The sequence below is a fragment of the Desulfovirgula thermocuniculi DSM 16036 genome (assembly GCF_000429345.1).
Lineage (GTDB): Bacteria > Bacillota > Desulfotomaculia > Desulfotomaculales > Desulfovirgulaceae > Desulfovirgula > Desulfovirgula thermocuniculi.
Window position 1 is genome coordinate 35665 of the sequence record NZ_AUBR01000009.1, and the last position, 17508, is coordinate 53172.

19 protein-coding genes are annotated in these 17508 nt (G+C 64.3%); 7 read left to right on the forward strand and 12 right to left on the reverse strand.

Going from position 1 to position 17508, the window contains the following annotated elements; all coding sequences use genetic code 11:
- Positions 1–54 precede the first annotated feature (54 nt).
- The 7 genes from G454_RS0103715 (at position 55) to G454_RS21340 (ending at position 5455) form a co-directional block, all read left to right on the forward strand.
- Positions 55–330: a zinc-ribbon domain containing protein gene (locus G454_RS0103715; protein WP_027717516.1), complete on the forward strand. Its 276-nt coding sequence runs from the start codon at positions 55–57 to the stop codon at positions 328–330.
- A 146-nt stretch (positions 331–476) separates the two neighbouring features.
- Positions 477–1046 carry an HPP family protein gene (locus G454_RS17620; protein WP_051275843.1) on the forward strand — a complete coding sequence of 190 codons (570 nt, stop codon included), beginning with the start codon at positions 477–479 and terminating at the stop codon, positions 1044–1046.
- 18 nt (positions 1047–1064) lie between these two features.
- A complete protein-coding gene (lgt, locus tag G454_RS0103725; protein WP_027717517.1) occupies positions 1065–1856 on the forward strand; it encodes a prolipoprotein diacylglyceryl transferase in 792 nt (263 codons plus the stop codon).
- A 122-nt stretch (positions 1857–1978) separates the two neighbouring features.
- Positions 1979–4114: a DNA translocase FtsK gene (locus G454_RS0103730; RefSeq protein ID WP_027717518.1), complete on the forward strand. Its 2136-nt coding sequence runs from the start codon at positions 1979–1981 to the stop codon at positions 4112–4114.
- 49 nt (positions 4115–4163) lie between these two features.
- Positions 4164–4301, forward strand: a complete 138-nt coding sequence (locus G454_RS21335; RefSeq protein ID WP_156896655.1) for a hypothetical protein — start codon at positions 4164–4166, stop codon at positions 4299–4301.
- Between the two features lie 98 nt (positions 4302–4399).
- On the forward strand, positions 4400–5248 hold the full coding sequence (locus G454_RS0103740; RefSeq protein ID WP_027717519.1) for a Gmad2 immunoglobulin-like domain-containing protein: 849 nt from the start codon (positions 4400–4402) through the stop codon (positions 5246–5248).
- Positions 5249–5281: 33 nt separating this feature from the next.
- Entirely contained in the window at positions 5282–5455 is a 174-nt protein-coding gene (locus tag G454_RS21340) for a hypothetical protein (protein ID WP_156896656.1), read from the forward strand.
- Positions 5456–5590: 135 nt separating this feature from the next.
- Here G454_RS21340 and G454_RS0103750 read toward each other — a convergent pair whose 3' ends face one another.
- The 12 genes from G454_RS0103750 to G454_RS22560 form a co-directional block, all read right to left on the reverse strand.
- Positions 5591–7666 (reverse strand): penicillin-binding transpeptidase domain-containing protein, encoded by a 2076-nt coding sequence (locus G454_RS0103750; protein ID WP_035106811.1) that lies wholly within the window; start codon positions 7664–7666, stop codon positions 5591–5593.
- Complete coding sequence (cobC, locus tag G454_RS0103755; RefSeq protein WP_027717521.1) at positions 7667–8290, reverse strand: alpha-ribazole phosphatase; 624 nt, start codon at positions 8288–8290, stop codon at positions 7667–7669.
- A 19-nt stretch (positions 8291–8309) separates the two neighbouring features.
- Positions 8310–9404 (reverse strand): threonine-phosphate decarboxylase CobD, encoded by a 1095-nt coding sequence (gene cobD / locus G454_RS0103760; RefSeq protein WP_027717522.1) that lies wholly within the window; start codon positions 9402–9404, stop codon positions 8310–8312.
- A gap of 17 nt (positions 9405–9421) precedes the next feature.
- Positions 9422–10174 carry an adenosylcobinamide-GDP ribazoletransferase gene (gene cobS / locus G454_RS0103765; RefSeq protein ID WP_211229938.1) on the reverse strand — a complete coding sequence of 251 codons (753 nt, stop codon included), beginning with the start codon at positions 10172–10174 and terminating at the stop codon, positions 9422–9424.
- A gap of 12 nt (positions 10175–10186) precedes the next feature.
- On the reverse strand, positions 10187–11578 hold the full coding sequence (locus G454_RS0103770) for a cobyrinic acid a,c-diamide synthase CobB (protein WP_027717524.1): 1392 nt from the start codon (positions 11576–11578) through the stop codon (positions 10187–10189).
- Positions 11579–11591: 13 nt separating this feature from the next.
- Positions 11592–12545, reverse strand: coding sequence for an adenosylcobinamide-phosphate synthase CbiB (gene cbiB, locus G454_RS0103775; RefSeq protein WP_027717525.1), 954 nt, complete (start codon positions 12543–12545; stop codon positions 11592–11594).
- Positions 12533–14095 (reverse strand): cobyric acid synthase, encoded by a 1563-nt coding sequence (locus G454_RS0103780; protein ID WP_027717526.1) that lies wholly within the window; start codon positions 14093–14095, stop codon positions 12533–12535. Before G454_RS0103780 ends, cbiB begins: the two co-directional genes overlap by 13 nt.
- A 4-nt stretch (positions 14096–14099) precedes the next feature.
- Entirely contained in the window at positions 14100–14684 is a 585-nt protein-coding gene (gene cobU / locus G454_RS0103785; protein ID WP_027717527.1) for a bifunctional adenosylcobinamide kinase/adenosylcobinamide-phosphate guanylyltransferase, read from the reverse strand.
- 13 nt (positions 14685–14697) lie between these two features.
- Positions 14698–15111 carry a DUF3842 family protein gene (locus tag G454_RS0103790; RefSeq protein WP_027717528.1) on the reverse strand — a complete coding sequence of 138 codons (414 nt, stop codon included), beginning with the start codon at positions 15109–15111 and terminating at the stop codon, positions 14698–14700.
- 18 nt (positions 15112–15129) lie between these two features.
- Entirely contained in the window at positions 15130–15402 is a 273-nt protein-coding gene (locus tag G454_RS0103795; RefSeq protein ID WP_027717529.1) for a hypothetical protein, read from the reverse strand.
- A gap of 63 nt (positions 15403–15465) precedes the next feature.
- Complete coding sequence (locus G454_RS0103800) at positions 15466–16629, reverse strand: LL-diaminopimelate aminotransferase (RefSeq protein ID WP_027717530.1); 1164 nt, start codon at positions 16627–16629, stop codon at positions 15466–15468.
- A 28-nt stretch (positions 16630–16657) separates the two neighbouring features.
- Entirely contained in the window at positions 16658–17491 is an 834-nt protein-coding gene (locus tag G454_RS22560) for a PHP domain-containing protein (RefSeq protein ID WP_211229939.1), read from the reverse strand.
- Positions 17492–17508 lie beyond the last annotated feature (17 nt).

Genomic DNA, 17508 nt, shown 5'->3' on the forward strand with positions numbered 1-17508 from the left:
TTGTTAGGGCCCCTTCACCAGTAAAAACCCAACCCCGAAAGGAGAGGAGTATTTGTGTACCAGGACAAAGTGCTCACCTGCCGTGAGTGCGGCGCCGAGTTTATCTTCAGCGCAGGGGAGCAGGCCTTTTACGCCGAAAAGGGTCTGGTAAACGAGCCTGCCCGCTGCCGTGACTGCCGCCGCCGGCGCAAGCAACAGGAGCGCCAAATGTACGAAACCTTCTGTGCCAGTTGCGGAGCGCCAACGCAGGTGCCTTTCAGGCCCACCGGGCGCCGCCCCATTTACTGCCGGGAATGCCTGGCCACCACCCGCCGCATGAGCTACCGGTAACCCGGACACGCGGTGACAAAACCCTACCAGCCGGTAGGGTTTTTTATTTATCCCCTACCCTGTGATCCAGGTCATAGGCCCTATTACCCAACCGGCATAAAAGTAATAGCAAAAGGACCTTGCTCCAAAAAAGGTGGGTGACCGCCATGTCCTTGCCCGCTGCCCCTTTCCCCACGCCGGATAAGGGGGGAAAAACCTTTTTTCGCCGGGGCCTTTTAGACAGGATAAAGACCCTCAGCGCCTGCCCCACCTGCCGTCCCACAGCACGGGAAATGGCCTGGATAGGCCTGGGGAGCCTCCTGGGCATAGGCGCAGTGTCCTTCCTGGCCTTCCATTACCGCCTGCCCCTTCTGGTGGCCTCTTTTGGCGCCACGGCGGCAATTATTTACGGCTTTCCCGAAAGCCCCTTTGCCCAGCCCCGCAACGTCCTGGGCGGCCACCTCATTTCCGCCCTGGTGGGGGCGGCAGCTTACCATTTCCTGGGAGCAAGCTGGGTGGCGGTTACGCTGGGCGTGAGCCTGGCCATAGTGCTCATGTTCTATACCCGCACTGTACACCCTCCCGGGGGCGCCACGGCCCTCACCGCCATCTTAGGCGGGCAGGGGTTCGACTTCGTGCTGCGGCCCGTCCTGGCGGGCCTGGTCATACTTCTCTCCGTAGCGCTGGCAGTGCACCGCTGCCGCGGAAAGCATTGCTACCCCACATACTGGTTTTAAGCGGAGGTGCCAAGAAGCGTGATCGACCCCGTAGCTGTTAAAATCGGCCCCCTCGCCATACGCTGGTACGGCATTATTATGGCCTCGGCCTTCCTCGTGGGCACCTGGCTGGCGGCCAGGCGGGCACAGCAAAACGGCGTGGCCCCCGACCACATTTACAGCATGATCCTCTGGATTATCCCCTGCGCCATCATCGGCGCCCGCCTCTACTACGTGGCCTTCGAGTGGCCCGCCTACCGGGAAAACCCCCTGGAAGTCCTGGCCATCTGGCACGGCGGCCTGGCCATTCACGGCGGGCTCCTGGGAGGTACCCTGGCTGGCCTCCTTTACGCCCGCCGGCACAAGCTCCCCCCCTGGCTAATAGCGGATATCCTCGCCCCCAGCGTGATCCTCGGCCAGGCCATTGGCCGCTGGGGCAATTTCATCAACCAGGAGGCCCACGGGGGCCCGGTGTCGGCCGAGTTTATGGCCCGCTTCCCCGCCTTTATCAGGGAGCAGATGTACATTGGCGGTCAATATTATCACCCCACCTTCCTTTACGAGTCCCTCTGGAACCTGGCCATTTTCCTCTTCCTCACCTGGTACTGGCAGAGGAAGCGCTTCACCGGAGAGGTAGCCCTGCTCTACCTGGGCCTTTACTCCGTGGGGCGCTTCTTCATCGAGGGCCTGCGCACCGACAGCCTGATGCTGGGGCCCGTCAGGGTGGCCCAGCTGGTAAGCGCCATCCTGATCGTCCTGGCGGCAGCGGGAATCGGCTACGGCAGGAGGAAAGCCGCGAGAAGCAAAAACCTGCGCCTGCGCAGGATATAATTCCCGCAAAAAGCATTTGTCACCGGGGCAAGCTTGCCCCGGTGACCATTTTATGGTAAGCTCAAATTATGGCGAGAGAACAAGGCTCATGTCGGCATACATACCGGGAGGTTCAAGCGAAGGTGCCCAAGTCACCGCGTCCGGCCCTCACAAGCGACCTTCTGGGGCTGGCGGTCATGACGCTGGCCCTCCTGAGCCTGGCCAGCCTGTTTACCACAGCCGTGGGCCCGGTGGGAGAGCTGCTTTTCAGGGCCATGCTGGTCACCGCCGGCAAGGGACGCTATCTCCTCCCTGTGGCCATCCTTTTTTACGGCCTCAAGCTCCTGCTGGAGGGGGGGTTTAAGTGGACCTCCCAGCACTGGGGGGCCCTGGTGCTGCTCCTGACCGCCCTCACCACCCTTCACCTGCCCATTTCTGCCGACGAAGCGCTGCGGATGGGCCTGGCGGGAGAAGGCGGTGGAGTGGTGGGCGCCGCCTTTAGCTTTGTGCTGCAGCAATCCTTCGGCAGCGTGGGCAGCCGCATCGTCCTGGCCTCCCTGGCCCTGGCAGGTTTCTTCTTCTTTACCGGCCGCTCCCCGGGTCGGCTTCTGGCCATCGCATGGGCCGGAGCCAAGGACGCCGGGCGCCGGATCGGCAGGCGCGTGGCGGGCCTTCTCTTTGAGGAGGTCGTTGAGGAAGAGAAAAAGCCTCACCGGCAGGAGGAAAGAAAGGCCAGGGTAAAGGAGACCCGGCAGGCGGAAGCCACCGCCGGGGAGCAGGCCAAGCAGCCCCCCCTCCCGGTGCAGGTTACCCGCCCGCCCCGCACGCTGGCCGACGGGCGCCCCTACCGGTTACCCCCCGTTACCCTGCTGGCCAAGCCGCGGCCCCGGGACGACCAGGTACTCGAAAAGGAAATCGCCGAGAAAAAGCAAATCCTGGAGGAAACCCTGGCCAGCTTCCACATCCCGGCCCGGGTGGTGCAGGTTACCGTGGGGCCGGCCATTACACGCTACGAGATCCAACCCCCGGCAGGGGTAAAGGTGAGCCGCATTGTGGGCCTGGCCGACGACCTGGCGCTGGCCATGGCCGCCCCCGACGTGCGCATCGAAGCGCCCATCCCAGGGAAGGCCGCCGTGGGCATTGAGGTGCCGAACCGGGAGGTGGCCACGGTAGGCTTAAGAGAGCTGTTGGAGAGCAGGGAGTTTACCGAAAGCCCTTCCCCCCTCACCGTGGCCCTGGGCAGGGACATCGCCGGCACGCCGGTGGTGGCCGACCTTACCCAGATGCCCCACCTCCTCATTGCCGGGGCAACCGGCTCGGGCAAGAGCGTGTGCATCAACACCATTATTGCCAGCATCCTCTTCAAGGCCACCCCCGACGAGGTCAAGTTCCTCATGATCGACCCCAAAATGGTCGAGCTGACCACCTACAACGGCATCCCCCACCTGGTCTCACCGGTGGTAACCAGCGCCAAAAAGGCCGCCGGGGTGCTGCACTGGGCGGTAAAAGAGATGGAGCGGCGCTACGAGCTTTTTGCCCGCGCCGGCGTGCGGGAGATCAGGCGCTATAACGAGGTCTGCCGGCGGGCGGCAGAAGATACCCTTGCTCCTCTACCCTACCTGGTGATCATCATTGACGAGCTGGCCGACCTGATGATGGTGGCCCCGGCCAATGTAGAGGACTCCATATGCCGGCTGGCCCAGATGGCCCGCGCCGCCGGGATACACCTGGTTGTGGCCACTCAGCGGCCTTCGGTGGACGTCATTACCGGCCTGATCAAGGCCAATATACCCTCGCGCATTTCCTTTGCCGTCTCCTCGCAGATGGACTCCCGCACCATCCTGGACATGGGCGGTGCGGAGAGGCTGCTCGGCAGGGGCGACATGCTCTTTTTCCCCGTCGGCGCTCCCAAGCCCCTGCGCGTACAAGGAGCCTACCTTTCCGAGCAGGAAGTGGAAAGGCTTACGGCCTTCATCAGGGAGCAGGCGGAACCGGTATACGACCAGCGGGTGCTGGAAGAACCGGAAGTCGAGGAGGAAAGGGAAAGCTGGGAGGAAGAGGACGAGCTTTTGCCCCAGGCGGTAAGGGTGCTCATCGAAAGCGGGTGCGCTTCCATCTCCATGCTGCAGCGGCGGCTGCACATTGGCTACGCCAGGGCCGCCCGCCTCATAGACATTATGGAGAGGCGGGGCATTGTGGGCAAGCACGAAGGGAGCAAGCCCCGGGCCATCCTCATTACCATGGAACAGTACCAGCAAATGTTTGGCCGCACCGGTTGATTTTTTCTCTGCCGGGTGGTACATTTAAAAGCGAGGAGGCGGAGCAGAAGTGGCGGACTGGACGGCCTTTTACGCCGGTTTGGCCATCGTGCTGGGGATAGGCATCGTTTCCGCCGTTTTTGGGCAGCCCATTGCCAGGATCATGGAGAAGGTAGAGGAAAAGGCGAGCGGGCATTATTCCCACTGAGGTAAGTTTTTACCAGTTCCCCCGTAAAGGGGGGATCTTTTATTTTTTTGTGGAAGTATACTATATAAAAAGCACGGCAAGCGAGGGCGGGGTTTAAAATGTTGAAAACATTCTTAAAGGCACTGGCCCTTGTGGGCATCGCGCTGCTTCTGCCCTCCTGCGCCAAGACCAGGAGCAGCCCCGGAGGACCGGTGCCGGGTGCCGCCGCCGCAGAGCCTCTCACCCTGGCAGTATACTACGTGAAATTTACCGCGCAGGACAGCTATCTGGTCCGGGAGGTGCACCAGGTGCCCCCGGGAAAGGACCCGCACGTGGCCGCGGTGGAGGAGCTTATCAGCGGGCAGGTAATTACTCCCGGAGCCTCGCGCATCCTGCCCCCCCGCACCAGGGTGTTGGGAGTCACGGTTAAGGACGGCACGGCCACGGTGAATTTTTCCCGCGAGGTTCTGGAACAACACGGCGCAGGGGCAGAGGGAGAGGCCCTGGGCATCCAGAGCGTGGTGAACACCCTTACGGAGTTCCCGGAAATCCGTCAGGTATCCTTTGAGGTGGAGGGAAAGGTTGACGAGCGCACCCGCGACTGGTGGGGGCACGTAGGCCTTTCCGGCCAGCCTTTCCGCCGCGATCTCTCCAAGACCTATGAACCGGCCATCTGGGTAACCCACCCAACGCCCGATCAGGTGGCAGGGAGCCCCCTGCTGGTAAAGGGCAGCGCCAGGGTTTTTGAGGGCCGCGTTCAGGCCCGGCTGCTGGACGACCAGGGGAAAGTGCTGGCCACCGCGGCCACCACGGCCAGCAAGGGGGCTCCGGAGCGCGGGGACTTTGAATTGCGGCTCAACTACCAGCGGCCGCAAAAAGGGGGGGAAGGCACGCTGGAAGTGTTCTCCCCCAGCCCCAAGGATGGCTCTCCGGAAAACAAAGTAACGGTTAAAGTGCGCTTCCCTTAAAAAATACCAGCCGCTAAAGCGAGGTCGATTTCTATGGCTTCAAAGGTTAAGGGCAGGGCTACCACTACCGCTCCCGGTGCCGCCGCCCCCGCGAGGGATACGGAGCACCTGGTGAAAAGGATCAAAAAGGAACTCCTGTGGATCCTCATCAGCAGCGCTGTGGCCATGGGCCTGGGACTGGTGGCCGGAAGCCTGCTCAAGCTTTAAAAAGAAAAAACCCACCCCCTTTTCAAGGGGGGCGGGGAACGGGAAGAAGGAGGTTTTGAGATACCCTGCGTGCTAAACTTATTTTGACACAAAACGCCGCCCTTTTTCTGTCATCCAGCAGACAATCCTCCTGGTTTAAGGGGGATTAAATTTTACCTTCACCTCCATGCCCGGCCTGACCCGGCTGCCCGGCGGCGGTTCCTGAGAAACGGCAATGCCGCTCCCCAGGGGGTTAAAACCGAGGCCCAGCTTTTCCAGAACCGCGCCGGCCTTTTTAACCGTCAACCCCGCCAGGTCGGGCACTATAACCATGTCCTGAACCAAGCCGGAGGAAACACGGAGGCTTACCACCGTCCCCGGAGGCACGTTCCTCCCCGGCGGCGGGTCCTGGCCCAGCACCACACCGGTACGCTGGCCCGCCCAGCTATTAAAGCCGCGCTCCTCCAGGAGCCAGCGGGCCTCCTCTACCGGGTAGCCCACCACGTTGGGCACGGTTAACTGCTCTGTTTTTTCTGCCGCAGGCGCGGCATCCCGGGCCCTGCCCTCGGGGGCCTCGGGTACGCCGAGGTAGCGCAGCGTATCCCGCACCACCGCGCTGAATGCCGGGGCGGCCACCTCGCCGCCGTGATACTCCCCTTTGCCCGGCTCACCCACCACCACCAGCACGGCAATGCGCGGGTCTTCCAGGGGGGCAAACCCGGCAAAGGAAGCCACATACTTGTCCTGCAGGTAGCCCCCGGAGCCGGGAACCTGGGCCGTACCCGTCTTCCCGGCCACGCGGTAGCCTTCCACTTTGGCCAGCTGGCCGGTGCCCTCCAAGACCACCCTCTCCAGGAGGTCGGCCACCTGCCGTGCCGTAGAAGAGGAAATTACCTGGCGTACCGCCTGGGGAGTCCTCGCCCAGACCACTTCCCCTCTCTCGTTCTCCACCGCCTTTACCAGGTAGGGCCGCATGAGGTAACCCCCGTTGGCAATGGCCGCCACGGCGCAAAGCTGCTGCAAGGGTGTTACGGCAATGGCCTGCCCTATGGCCATGGAGGCCACATCCAGCTCCCTGGCCTGCTGCTGGGGGATGAGCAGCCCCAACTCCTCCCCCGGGAGGTCGATGCCCGTAGGCGACCCAAAACCAAAGCCGCGTATGTACTTGTAAAGCCGCTCCCGCCCCAGCCTCTGCCCCACCTGCACAAACACGGGGTTGCAGGAATTCTCCACCGCCTGGGCAAAGGTTTCAAAGCCGTGGCCCTGGCGGTTCCAGCAGTATATCTTCCGCCCGCCCACGGCAATGTAGCCGCCATCCTCAAAGCCCTCATCCGCCCGCACCACGCCTTCTTCCAGGGCCGCTGCCGCCACCACCACTTTAAAAGTTGAACCGGGCTCGTAGGTGTAATGCGTGGCCGGGTTTTTCTCCCACACCTCCTGGGGGAACTCCGGCCACCGCGAGGGGTCAAAAGTGGGGCGGCTGCCCATGGCCAGGATTTCGCCCGTTTTGGGGTCCATAACCAAAATGACGGCCCACCTGGGCTGGTGCACGCGAACCAGCCTGTCCAGCTCCCGCTCCACGTAATACTGCACGGTCTGGTCCAGGGTGAGGACGAGGTTGTTTCCTGCCCTGGCCGGCTGTACGAGCCGGCTGCTCTGCGGGATCTCCCTCCCCTGGGCATCCACCTCCACCAGCACCTTGCCCGGCACCCCGTGCAGCTCTTTCTCGTAGCTCTTCTCGATGCCGGTCAGACCCTGCCCCTCGCTGCCCACAAACCCCAGGAGGGCGGCGGCCATCGTACCCTGGTGGTAGAAGCGGGTGCTGGAGTCCACCAGCCCGAACCCTTCCAGGTCCCGCAGTTGCTGGGCCTTATCGTAATCCACCCCGTGGGCAATCCAGACAAAGAACCTGTGGGCGGCGAGCTTCTTGAGCACTTCCTCCCTGCGGAGCCCCAGGACTGCGGCCACGCGCTCTGCCGCTTCCTGGGGGTTCCTTACCTCCTGGGGGTTTGCATACAGGGAATAAGCCGGCTTGCTGCTCACCAGGAGGTTGTGCTGGCGGTCGTAAATGTTGCCGCGCCGCGGGTGGAGGATGACCTCCCGGGTGCGTATTTTGGCCGCCTCGCTGCGCAGCTGGCCGCCCCACACCAGCTGCACCCAGAAAAGGCGGGCCAGCAAGAGGGAAAAGGAAACCAGCACGAGGAGCAAGAGGATGCCCAGGCGGCGAGCCAATTAGCAGGCCCCCCTTTCCAGGTGGCTGCAATCGTTAAAGAGGGTGAGAACCCCCTTTTCCCAGGACGAAAACTCCAAAATGGAAAGGGATGCGTTGTAGAGCACCAGGCGCCAGTAATCCCTCAGGTTCATGCCGAGGACCCTGGCCACCAGGGCACGGATGGGGCCGCCGTGTGAAACCACCACCACCTGCTGGCCGGGAAATCTCTCCACAATGCGGCAGACGGCCGCGCTCGTCCGCTCCAGCATTTCCAGGAGCGTTTCGCCCCCGGGCACGCGCGTGGACACGGGATCCCCCCACCACTGCTCAACCTCCCGGGCATAGCGGTTCCTTATTTCTTCCCCGGTCAGGCCCTCCCAGGCCCCAAAGTGGAGCTCGCGCAATTCAACCAGCGTCTCCACCGCCAGTCCGTGCGGCGCGGCTAAAATGCGGGCCGTTTCCACGGCCCGCTTAAGGTCGCTGGCATAAAAGGCGGCAAACTTCTCTCTTTGCAGGCGGGCCGCCAGGGCACGGGCCTGCTCGATACCCCTGGGGGAAAGAGGGACATCGGTATGGCCCTGAAAGCGCATCTGGGCATTCCACACGGTCTCGCCGTGCCTGACCAGGAAAAGGCGGCAGCCCATCTTCCCTTCCCGTCCTTTCTCAGCTCCGGTCCAGGACCTCTTGCAAAGCGGCCAGGAGGCGCTGGTTTTCCCCCCGGCCCCTTACGGCCAGGCGGAAGTAGTCGGCGGAAAGGCCCACAAAGTTGGCGCAGTGGCGCAGGAGGATGCCTTTTTGACCCAGGCGGTAAATCAGCTCCGGCGTGGAAAGGCGGTCCAGCCGGGCCTCCACCAGCAGGAAGTTGGCCTCACTCCGGAAAGGGCGGAGCCCCGGCACCCGGCCCAGCTCCCGGAAGAGGAATTCCCGCTCCCGGGCCACCGCCCGGCGGGTGAGCGCGAGGTACTCCCTGTCCTGCAGCCCGGCCACGCCGGCCACCTGGGCCAGGGCGTTAACGCTCCAGGGGATTTTTACCCGGGAAAGCTCCGCCGTGATCTCCGGCGGCCCCAGCAAGGCCCCCAGGCGAAGGCCGGGTATGGCCAGTATTTTGGTGAGCGAGTAAAGGAGGATGAGGCGGGGGTGCCGCCCGGCCAGGGGCAGGAGGGTATGGCCGCCGGGCTCAAGCACAAAATCCATAAAGGCCTCGTCCACCACCACATACACTCCCAGCTCTGCGGCCAGGTCGAGCAGTTCTTCCAGCTCGCGCCGCGCGTAAAGGTTGCCCGTGGGGTTGTTGGGATTGCACAAAAACAGGCTCCCTGCCCCCCTCACAAGCTCCGCCTTGACTTCCTCCAGCGGCAGGGAAAAGCCGCTGCCCGGGTCCATGAAAACGTACTTGACCTCACCGCCCGCCGCTTCCACCGCCCGGGCGTACTCGCTGAAGGTGGGCACGGGGATTACGGCGCGCCCGCGCGGCAGCACCCTCACCAGAAGGTAAATCAGCTCGCTGGCCCCGTTGCCCACCACGATACAGCGCTCCTCCACGCCCAGGTGGCCGGCCAGCGCGTCTTTCAGCTCCCGGCACTCCGGATCGGGATAGTGCGCCACCCGCCAGAGGTTGGCCTTTATGGCCTCCAGCACCGCCGGACTCGGGCCCAGAGGGTTGATGTTGGCGCTGAAGTCCACAAAGTCCTGCGGGGGAAGGCCGTAGGTCGCAGAGGCCCAGGCCAAGTTGCCGCCGTGGGAAGGGAAAAAATGCATAAAAATGCCCCCTGAAATTATCTTAAAACCTCCGGCAACAAAAGGCTCAAGGGATAGGTCCCGTACAGGAGAAAGACCTCCAGGGCCTCGTTTAGAAAGCCGTATGTGTCCCCCGTCAAGCCGCCCAGCCGGCGGCTGAGGTAGCGGGCCATGCCGTGCACCGCTATCCAGGCCGCCGGGAAGAGGGCCAGCCCCGGCGGGCCCGCCGCTACCGCGGCGCCGAGGGCCCAGCAGGTGGCCAGGAAAAGCTCCTTCTTTCCGGTGCAGCTGGCCTGCCAGTACCCCAGGCCCTCCCGGCGGGCACTGGGAAAGCTGGCCAGGGCATAGACCATGCCCCAGCGGCTCAGGGCAGGCACCACCAGGAGGGGAAAATGCTTTTCTTTTTGCAGCAAGGCCAAGATCACGGCATACTTGAGGAGCAAGAGGCAGGTCAGGGCTATAACGCCAAAAGCCCCCACCCGGCTGTCCCGCATAATTTCCAGCATCTGCTCCCGGGGCCGCCCGCTAAATACCCCGTCCACCGTATCCATGAACCCGTCGAGGTGGAGCCCGCCTGTTAAAAATACCATGGCGGCAACCAGGAGGGCGGCCACCACCGCCTCCGGGAAGAGAAGCAAGAAAAAGCGCGCCAGCCCTAACCAGATTGCCCCCAGGAGGAAGCCCACCAGCGGGAAGAAAACGGGGGCCCGCCCGAATGCCTGCCGGTCAAATTCAACCTTCCAGAATCCCAGGCGCGTTAAGAAGTGCAGGGCGTGCAAGAAAGCCTTCAACATTGTTTCGCTTCACCCTGAATGGCGCTTTTCCCTGTAAGCGCGGCAGCAGGCGAGAAAGCGCCGGGCGGCCTCAGGGCAGGCGGCAAAGTGCAGGTGGAGGTAGGAGGCCAGGAGGTTGCCCAGGACGTAGCCGTCTTCACGCCCCTCCTCCCCCTCCCGGTAAAGGAGGTAGGCGCGGGGAACTTCCCCGGGAACGCCCTCCACGTAGGAGTAGTGGAACTCGTGCCCCACCAGGCGTGTACCTGCAGGAGCCAGGATGTTACCTGTCAAGACGCGGGCCTCCACATAACCCAAGGCCTCCCGGCGCCGCGCCATGCGGCAAATTCCGGGTATGAGGCCGACCATGGGGTATTCGCGACCGGAAAAATCAACAATGGCCCGGCAAAGGTACATCATCCCCCCGCACTCGGCATAGAGGGGCATACCGCGTTCAAAGGCGCGGCGCAGGCTTTCCATAAAACTGCGGTTTCCCGCCAGGCGCTCCAGAAACATCTCCGGGTAACCGCCGCCAATGTAGAGGCCGTCCAGATCTGCGGGCAGGGACGGGTCGTCCAGGGCGCTCACGGGCACCAGCTCCGCCCCCATGGCCGCCAGGAGGTCGAGCCCGTCCTGGTAGTAAAAATGAAAGGCGGCATCCCTCACCACGCCCAGACGCACGGCAGGCGGGGCCGCTTGGCGCGGGAAAATGAGGGGGGCTTGTTCCTCAAGGGGCGGGGCGTCGCGGGCTATCTCCAGGAGGCGGGAAAGGTCCACCGTGGAAGAGACGATTTCCGCCAAGCGCTCCAGGTAAGGCGCCAGGGCCTCCTTTTCTACCGCCGGCAAAAGGCCCAGGTGGCGCTGGGGGAGGGATATTTCCTCGCGGCGGGGGCAGTACCCCACCACGGGAACCCCGGCCTCCCCCTCTATGGCTTCCCGCAGGAGGCGGTAGTGCCTTTCGCCGCCCACCCTGTTGAGGATAACGCCGGCCAGCCGCACCCGGGGATCAAAGAGGCGGTAACCCAGCACCATGGCCGCCGCGCTGCGGGCCAGCGACCTGGCGTCCACCACCAGCACCACCGGTGCCCCCAGGATTTTGGCCACCTCTGCCGTGCTGCCCTTTTCCCCGGCCCCCTTGCCGTCGTAAAGGCCCATGACCCCCTCAATAAGGCAAAGGTCGGCTCCCCGGGCGGCCCGCGCAAAAAGCTCTCTGACGCCTTCCGGCCCCAAAAAAAAGGAGTCCAGGTTGCGGGAGGGGCGACCGGCAGCCGCCGTGTGGTAGCCGGGGTCGATGTAATCGGGGCCCACCTTAAAGGGCTGCACCACCAGCCCGGCGCGGTAAAAGGCGGCGGCCAGGGCGGTGGCCAGGGTGGTTTTGCCGGTCCCGCTGTGGGTTGCCGCCAGAACGAGGCGCGGTACCTGCAAAAGGAATTCCTCCTTAAAAAAACTTGCCCGCCAGCGCCCGGGCGACCAGCCCGCTGGCTACCGCCAGGGCAGCGGTGAGGTAGAGCATGTCCACCGCCTGGGAAATGTGCCGCGCGCGGGGAGGCTCCCCCGCCTCGTTTAAGTAGGGGCGAAAAGAAGGCCTACCGCGGTAATAGTTCCAGCCTCCCAGGCGCAACCCCAGGGCCCCGGCCATGGCCGCCTCCGGGAAGCCGCTGTTGGGACTGGGGTGCTTGCACGCATCGCTTTTGAGGGCGCGCCAGGCCGCACCGGCCCGGCGGCCTGAAAGCCAGGCCGCCACCACCAGGAGGAGCCCCGCCCAGCGCGCCGGCAGGAAGTTGGCCAGGTCGTCCAGGCGCGCGGAAGCCCACCCCAAGTCGCGGTAAGCCTCGTCACGGTAGCCCACCATGGAGTCCAGGGTATTCACCGCCCGGTAGGCCATGGCCAGAGGGGCCCCTCCCAGGAGGGCATAGAAAAGGGGGGAAACAAAGCCGTCCACAATGTTCTCGGCTACCGTCTCTACAGCAGCCCGGGCCACGCCCTCCTCATCCAGGGAGGACGTATCCCGCCCCACGATCATGGCCACCCGCCGGCGGGCCAGCAACAGGTTGCCCTCCCGCAGGGGCTCACCCACCTCCCGGGCGGCCTCGGCCAGGCCCCTGACGGCAAAGGTGGTGGAAAGGAGCCAGATCTCCAGCGCCACGGCGGCCCAGGGATGGAGAAGGGACGCCAGCCTGAGCAAGAGCAGCGTGGCCGCGTAGCTGGCCCCCACCACGGCTGCGGCCAGGAAAGCCCCCGCCGCGCGCAGGGCCAGGGGGCGGCGGGCCAGGCGGCGCAGCAGCGCCTCCAGCACGGCAATGAGCCGTCCCATGGCCACCACCGGGTGAGGAATGCGGGGTGGGTCCCCCACCACGAGGTCGAGGAGGTACGCCAGGGCTACCTGGAGCATGCCCACCGCGGACCGGGCAGGCCCAGGAGCTGGTAAATTTTGTCCATCCGCAGGCTACCCCGCACAACCGCCGCCAGGCGGTCGTAGTCCCGCTGCCTCTGCTCCCAGTGATCGAGGCGGGCAGCCTCCTCAAGGGGGGGCAGTCCCTTTCTGGCCCGCAGGGCATTTAAAAAGCCCCGCCGGAACTCCCTGGCGTCGAAAAGCCCGTGGATATACGTCCCCCAGACCAGCCCCCGCTCATCCTGCGCCCCGTCGGGGCAGTCCACTTCCTCCCCCAGGCGGCGGTAGACGCGAAAAACGGGACGCGTCCCTTCTCCCAGGACGGTACGACCCATGTGGATTTCGTAGCCCACCACTTTTTGGCCACGCGTGGGGGATAAAAGGGGGCCGTCGCCCGCCACTTCCGCCTCCACCTGGGTGGTCACCTTATGGGAAAGGAAAACGGTTTGCACGTCCAACAGCCCCAGCCCTTCCGTGCGGGGCACGCTGGACTCCAGGTGCTGGGGGTCGCACAGTTCCCTGCCCAGCATCTGAAAGCCCCCGCAGATGCCCACCACCGGAACCCCTCTCTCCCTGTGCAGCCGCACGATAGCCGCAGCCATGCCCGAGCGCTTCAGGTAAATCAAATCTTCAATGGTGTTCTTGCTCCCCGGCAAGATGATGAGGTCAGGCTCACCCAGGGGCGTGCCCTGCCCGACATAGCGCAGGTTTACATCCGGCTCCTCCTGCAGGGGGTCGAAATCGGTGAAATTGGAAATGTGGGGCAGGTGAACGACGGCAATGTCCAGGTCTTGCCGGCGCGGCAACCTAGCGGCGGCAATAATTTCTTCGGCCACGGTGTCCTCCTCCGGGATGCGGAACCCCTCAAAGTAGGGCACCACGCCCACCACCGGCACGCCGGTCCGGGATTCCAAGAAGTCCACCGCCGGGCGAAAGAGCTTTAAATCGCCGCGGAACTTGTTGATGATAATTCCCGCCACGCGGGAGCGGTCTCCCGGCGGGAGAAGTTCCAGCGTGCCCACCACCGCCGCCAGGGCGCCGCCCTTATCGATATCGGCCACCAGCAGCACCGGAGCCTCCGCCTGGCGGGCCACCTTCATATTGACTATCTCCGTGGCCTGCAGGTTGACCTCTGCCGGACTGCCGGCGCCCTCAATGACCACTATCTCAAACCGGCGGCGCAGGCGCTCAAGGGCCCCGCAAATCGCCTCCCAAGCCTTGCCGGCGTACTTCAGGTGATATTCCTGCGCGCTCAAATTGCCCACAGGCCTGCCGAGCACGATCACCTGCGAAGAGGCCTGCCCCGTAGGCTTCAGCAAAACGGGGTTCATGTCCACGTGGGGCTCCAGGCCGGCTGCCTCCGCCTGCACCACCTGCGCCCGGCCCATCTCCCCACCTTCTCTGGTGACAAAAGAGTTGAGGGCCATGTTTTGCGATTTAAAAGGGGCCACGCGGTAACCGTCCTGGTAAAATATGCGGCAAAGAGCGGCCACCAGCACGCTTTTACCCACGTGGGAAGCCGTTCCCTGTACCATGATGGTTTTGGCCAGCAATTCAATTACCTCCTATGTGACTGCCGCGGTTGGCGGCGAGGCCCTTAATCTCCACCGGCAGCCCGGCCACTACCAGGTAGACCTGCTCCGCGTGGCGGGCCATGAGCTGGTTTACCTCCCCGGCCACGTCCCGGAAGGCACGGCCCAGGGGATAGGGGGGGACCAGGCCCATGCCCACCTCACCGGCCACGGCAATAACCCTCGCCGGCAGGGCGGCGGCAGCCCTGGCCAGCCCATCGGCCCGCCGCAAAATGTACTCTTCTTTCTCCTCCGGCGTACAGCCCGCGCGGGGAAGGCCCTCCGCCAGGAGAAGGTTTGACACCCATCCGGTGAGGCAGTCCACGAGTATGGATGAGGCCCGGTGCCCGTAACGGCGGATGACCTCCTCCAGGGCAAGCCCTTCCTCCACCGTCTGCCACTCCGGGGGGCGGCGGAGGCGGTGCCTGGCAATGCGCCGGGCCATCTCCTCATCGCCCGCCGCCGCCGTGGCCACGTAGATCACCCGGGGACCGGAGGCCGCCGCCAGCTCCTCGGCAAACCTGCTTTTACCGCTTCTGGCCCCGCCCAGCACCAGCACCAACGGCACAGCGCGCCCTCCCTTAACCGGGCAGGTGCTCTTTTACCCGCCTTACCAGCTCGTCCACCAGATGGGGCAGGGGCTCGGAGCGCAGGCCCACCAGCTCCACGGGACCCCTGATCAGGGGCAAGAGTATCTTTTTGGCCGGGCTGGCCGCCAGGGCGGCGGCCATGGCGGGCGTCAGCTCACCCATCATGGCGTGGGGAAAGAGAATCCCCACCGGCCCGACGATTAAATCCACCCTGGAGGCGTTAAAGACCACCGCACCTTCCCCTGTCGCCCCTTCGTTGGCCCCCGCCTTGAGCATTACAGAGGTGGCCAGGGCGTTGGTCCCCAGGGCCAGGATTTCCACCTCTTCGGGTAGTTCCCGCCGCAGCTTTTCCACAATGTGCTTGCCTATACCTCCGCCCTGGCCGTCGACAACGGCAATGCGCATGGGGTTTTCTCTCCTCAACTAGCGTGGTGGGGTTTGCGGGGAGAGGATCTCCCGCAATTTGGATTCCAGCTCCATGATGCGCATGTTCTTGCGCCAAAGGGAGCGCGCGTAGCGGTAATTGGCCCGGTGCAATTTCCTGTTTTCCCTTTCCAGCCGGACGAGGTGGGCCGCCCTTTCCTTTTCCATCCTCTCCAGGAGGCACATGAGCACGCGGCGGCTCAGGCGCAGCTGATCTACCTTCTCCTCCAGCTCCCGCACGCGCAGCTTCAGCTCCAGCACGTCCAAGCGCATACACCCCCGGCAGGCAATTTGTTTTTAGTATATGACCCTGCCGCCGGTTATAGAAAGGAGCCCTCAAAAGGCAAAAGATCTCCTGATGCGCTCCACCGCCTCCTCCAGCACCTCTACTTCCTGCACCAGGGCAATGCGCACGTACCCCTCTCCCCTGGCGCCAAAGGCCACCCCGGGTATGACCAGCACGCCGGCCCGGTGCAATAGCTCCAGGGCGAACTGCCGGGAAGAGGTGTAACCCGGTGGCAGAGGGGCCCAGACAAACATGGAGGCGCGGGGCTTGGGCACGTGCCAGCCGCAGCCGGCCAACCCTTCCACCAGCACGTCCCGCCGCTTCATGTAGGTGCGGGCCATCTCCTCCACACAATCCTGCGGCCCCTCCAGGGCGGCAATGGCCGCTTCCTGCACTACCCTGAAGACGCCGTAATCTATGTTGGACTTTAACTGGGCCAAAACGGCCAGCACTTCCCGGTTGCCCACGGCAAAGCCGATGCGGCACCCGGCCATGTTATACGTCTTGGAAAGGGAGTGAAACTCAATGCCCACTTCTTTTGCTCCCGGGACTTCCAGAAAGCTCGGCGGCTTAAAGCCGTCGTAGGCCAGCTCGGAATAGGCCGCGTCGTGGCAGACCAGGATATCGTAGTGGCGGGCAAACTCCACTACGCGGGCAAAGAAACTCCTGTCCGCCGAAGCGGCCACCGGGTTGTTGGGGTAGTTAATCCACAAGAGCCTGGCCCTCCTGGCCACATCTTCCGGAATTGCCTCCAGGTCGGGAAGGAAGCCGTTCTCCGCCAGCAGGGGCAGGGGGTAGATTTCCCCGCCGGCCAGGAGGATGCTGCCGGCATAGATGGGGTAACCGGGATCGGGCACCAGGGCCAGGTCACCCTCTTCCAGGTAGGCCAGGGCCAGGTGGGCCAGCCCGTCCTGGGAGCCCATCAGCACCAGGACCTCGCTCTGCGGGTCCAGCTCCACACCAAAGCGGCGCCGGTACCAGGCGGCAACCGCCTGGTGCAGCCGCGGCAAGCCGGCCAGGGGGTAACGGTAATTGGTCGGCTCGTCAACGGCACGGTGCAGGGCGGCAATGATGTGGGGTGCCGGCGGCCGGTCCGGGCTGCCCACGCCGAGGTTAATCACCTTTACCCCCCGCGCCTCGACGGCCTTTTTGTGCGCCTCCATCTCGCTGAAGATGCCCGTGCCCAGGTTTTTAATGCGTTTGGCTACCCTCACTTAAAAACACCCCGATACGCTATATTTCTCAGGCGGTCCTCCCCGCCAGCGCAAGCATCTTTTCCACCACTTCATCGGGGGCCGTAACCTCCCCCAGGCGGCTGTACCTGCGGTGGCCCGCGCCGTGGTAATCGGAGCCCCCCGTGGCCAAGAGGCCGTAGCGCCGGCACAGCCCCCGGTAGTGCTCCACCATCTGCGGCGTGTGTTCCGGGTGGTAGACTTCCAGGCCCTGCAGGCCCGCGGAAACCAGCCGGGGTATCAATTCCTCGCACCGGGAAAGCCCCGGGTGGGCGAGCACTGCCACCCCCCCGGCGCGGCGGATGAGCAGCACGGCTTCTTCGGGAGCCATCTTCAGCCTGGGCACGTAAGCCGGGCCGTGCCGCTCCAGGTACCTGGCAAAAGCCTCCGCCACCGAGCCCACCGCTCCTATTTCCACCAGGGCCCTGGCCACATGGGGGCGGCCCACCGTCCCCTCCCCGGCCAGCGCCAGCACCCGCTCCAGCGCCAGCGGGATGCCCAGGGCGCGGATTTTTTCCACCATCCTTTCCACCCGGGCCAGGCGCGCCTTTTCCAGGCGGGCCAGTTCCTCCCGCAGGAGAGGGTGGTGCGGGTCAAAGAGGTATCCTAGGAGGTGCACCTCTCCGTCCTCTTCCTCGGCTGCCAGCTCCACGCCGGGTAAAACGGTGATGCCTATCTCCCGACCCGCCTCCAGGGCAGGGGCAACGCCCCTGATGGTGTCATGGTCCGTAACGGCCAGGGCCGTCAGCCCCGCCTTCCCGGCCTTCTCCACCACCTCCGCCGGGTTTTCCGTACCGTCGGAGGCGCTGGTGTGCACGTGTAAGTCGCAAGGCAAGGTGTTCACCCCATTGTTTTTTCGAC